Genomic DNA, 3,270 nt, shown 5'->3' on the forward strand with positions numbered 1-3,270 from the left:
GTGTCGCTCCCTGCCCCCCGAGGGGGCCGCCCGCCTGCGGCCCGGCAAAGCCGGTTCCGCGGCTCGTGCTGGTGAAGAAGAGCCCTCACGGTCGCGCACTGGGGGTCGCTCCCTGCCCTCGAAGGGGGCCGTCCGCCTGCGGCCCGGCCCTTCGACAGGCTCAGGACAGGCCAAGGCCGGTTCCCGGGCTCATGCTGGTGAGGAAGAGCCCCCACGGTCGCGCACTGGGTGTAGCTTCTTGTGCGCTCAAGAGGGGTCGGGGACATAAGAGAAGCTGCCGGACTGAGGAAAGGGATTGGGGCTGGGGACGCGCGGCACCGGCTCGCGGATCACGCCGCTGGCGATCAGGTTTTCGCGGCTGTCGTAGCGGATACGGATCACCTCATTGGGCTGGGCTTGCAGGCGTGCGAACTGGGTCTGCGACACCACCGAGCTTTCGCGGGCGCCGTGGCCTGTGCCCAGCCTGGGTGCCGGCAGTGTGGAGGCCTGCGTCTTCTTGGTCTGCTGGTCGACGAAGCCCGATGCTTCCGCGCCGCCGGTGATGCGGTCCGCCAGCGCGGATTTGCCGCGGGCGGGTGATTCAGCCACAGGCGCGGGAGCTGTGGGTGAGGGGGGCGAAGCGGGTGGCGTGCCGCGCAGGCTGGTGGGGCCGTCGGCCTCGCGCTCGGCTTGCCTGGAGTAGGCGGGGGCTTGCGCTAACGGCTCGGGCGGTCGTTCCCGGAACAAAGCCACGCCGATCACACCGACGTTGCCCGGTCTGCCGGTGCGGCTGGCGTAGGAATCACCGAGCGCGGAAAACTCAAACGCTGCGACTTCGCTGGCACTTTTACGCCAACCGGTCACCTGGTACTGCTGCCAGGGTGAAAACACATAACCGGTCTGGTCCCACGCGGCGGTTTCGCCGCTCAGGATGTTCACGCCGTCCACCGCGGTGACGGCCAGCACGCGTTCACCCATCTTGTTGCGCAGGGCTATCGCGTACTGCGCGCCGTACTGGCCGGCCACCCAGTATTCGCCGCGGTGGTGGTACAGCGGCAGCGTGGCGCCGGTGCTGCGGTCAATCACGGTTACATCAGCCAGTCTGCCGACCGCGTGCGCGGGCAGGGCGAGGGCAGAGAGGGCCAGCAGGACCGAAGAGGCAAGCAGTGAGGGTTTCATGGAGGCTCCAGAAAAGTGGGTGGAACCTCTTGAAACGAAGGACGCGGGGAAATGGGGTTAAACCCAAGTAACGTCGACCTGAAAATAGTCAAGTCAGGTGCTTTGACGCTATTAATTTGATAGCTGCTTGCGCCCGTTCGGATTGGGCTGAGGCTACTTTTTATTGAAATTGACGGAACTTTTCGCGTGAGCACGAAAAGCCGTACCGGCCGTCATTTGGGAATGAAAAACCTGTCGAACAGCGCCGTCAGGGGCGCGAAGTCCTGCGTGAACCGGGGCCGGTTCACGAAATAAGCCTCGCAGGCCACGGCAAAAAATTCGGCCGGCGACCTGGCGCCATAGTCGTCAAGCCAAGGTGCCTCGGCGCCGAAACGTGTGGCCATGGCGACTTTTTCGCAAAACTCGTCGTAAGCCGGCTGCATGACCGCGTGCCACGCGGTATGCGCGCTGCGAGTGGGCAAGGGCGGGCAACCGTCTGCGGCGCCGTCGCGCATGTCGATCTTGTGGACGAATTCGTGAATCACGACGTTGTGCCCATGCTCGGCGGAGTCGCCCGCGCCAGCTACGTCCTGCCAGCTCAGCGTGACGGGGCCGCCCTGCATGGCCTCGCCCAGCAGGGTTTCGCTGTAGTAGTGCACCACGCCGGCCTGGTCGGTCACCTGGCGGCGCGCCAGCATGGCGCCGGGGTGCACCACGATGCCCTTGAAATCGTCATACCAGCGCAGGCCCAGGTGCAATACCGGCAGGCAGGCCTGGGCGGCAATCGCGACGGCCATTTCATCGGTGACTTTCAGGCCGCGCGCGCCGGTAAATTCCTTTTGCTTCAGGAATTTTTCGGTCAGCGCGTTCAGCTCCTGCAGCTCTGCGATCGGCCGCCGGGCCAGAAAGGGAAACTGCAGCAGGGTATCCATCCACAGGGTTTCGGGGATGGTTTTGGTGAGGGATTTGGAGCCGCCAAGTGTTCGTAACCAGTTCAGCATGAGGTGAAGGTTGTGGTTAAACGAAATGAAACAAGAGTCACAAGTGTCAGCATAGTGCAATCCGTTGCAGCCCGTCTGCGGTCAGGCGCAGCACCTCTGCGCGCGGCACCGGTGCGCCCAGGTCCCAGTCACTGAGCACCACGCGCGAGAGGCCACCGCCCAGGTCATGCACGGCGGGCTTGTGCGTATGGCCGTGAATCAGCGTGCGGGAATGGGCCGCTTGCAGCCAGCGGCGCGCAGCCGGGGCATCTACATCGGCATACTGCGCACCGGATTGCTTGCGCGCCTCGCTTTGCTCGCGCAGTCCGCGGGCGATCGTCTGGCGTTCGGCCAGGGGCTTGGCCAGAAAGGCCTGTTGCCATTGCGGGGTGCGGACCTCGCTGCGAAACTGCATGTAGTCGACATCGTCCAGGCACAGGGCATCGCCGTGCGACAGCAGCCAGCGCCGCTGGGTAGCGGCGGGAAATACCAGCACAGCCGGGTCGTCGAGCAAGGTGGCGTTGCACAGGTCCATCAGGTCCTGGCCCACCAGGAAATCCCGGTTGCCGTGCATGAAAAACAGGGCCAGACGACCGGCGGCGTGGCCCATGGCCTGCACACAGCGCGCATCAAAACCTGCCGCCGGATCCCGCAGGTCGCCGCCCACGGCGTCATCGCCCACCCAGACTTCAAACAGGTCGCCCAGAATGAAGACCGCATCGGCGGGTGTGGTTTCAAGGTAGTGAGCCCAGGCCTCGAAAGTGGCGGGCTCCGCGGCCTGCAGATGCAGGTCGGAAATGAAATCGACCGTGCGCCACAGGGGCGGCGCCAGCAGCTCCGCCATGGGGGGCACGGTCGTGGGTGGGTTCACCGGATCAGCTTCGGTCAACGCGGTCCCGGTGAAGCGTCAGGCCACTGCGACGGCTTTTTCGATAATCACGTCTTGCATCGGCACGTCGTCATGAAAGCCCTTGCGGCCGGTTTTGACAGCCTTGATTTTGTCGACCACGTCGGCACCGGCGACCACCTTGCCGAACACGGCATAACCCCAACCCGACGCGTTGGGCGCAGTGTGGTTCAGAAAGCCGTTGTCGGACACGTTGATGAAGAACTGCGAGCTGGCCGAGTGCGGCGCATTGGTGCGCGCCATGGC

General features: G+C 64.7%; 4 protein-coding genes. All 4 read right to left on the reverse strand.

The window, feature by feature from the left end; translation table 11 throughout:
• Nucleotides 1-246 precede the first annotated feature (246 nt).
• Complete coding sequence (locus ABI546_RS04580; RefSeq protein WP_348044556.1) at nt 247-1,158, reverse strand: hypothetical protein; 912 nt, start codon at nt 1,156-1,158, stop codon at nt 247-249.
• Nucleotides 1,159-1,370: 212 nt separating this feature from the next.
• Entirely contained in the window at nt 1,371-2,138 is a 768-nt protein-coding gene (locus tag ABI546_RS04585; RefSeq protein ID WP_348044558.1) for a M90 family metallopeptidase, read from the reverse strand.
• Nucleotides 2,139-2,184: 46 nt separating this feature from the next.
• The gene (locus ABI546_RS04590) at nt 2,185-2,961 is read right to left on the reverse strand and encodes a UDP-2,3-diacylglucosamine diphosphatase (protein ID WP_348044562.1); all 777 of its coding nucleotides are present in this window, start codon (nt 2,959-2,961) and stop codon (nt 2,185-2,187) included.
• A gap of 63 nt (nt 2,962-3,024) precedes the next feature.
• Nucleotides 3,025-3,270: peptidylprolyl isomerase (locus ABI546_RS04595; protein WP_348044560.1), on the reverse strand; the 246-nt coding region annotated here is incomplete at its 5' end.

Source organism: Polaromonas sp. (assembly GCF_039932935.1).
In the GTDB taxonomy this organism is placed as follows: Bacteria; Pseudomonadota; Gammaproteobacteria; order Burkholderiales; family Burkholderiaceae_C; genus Polaromonas.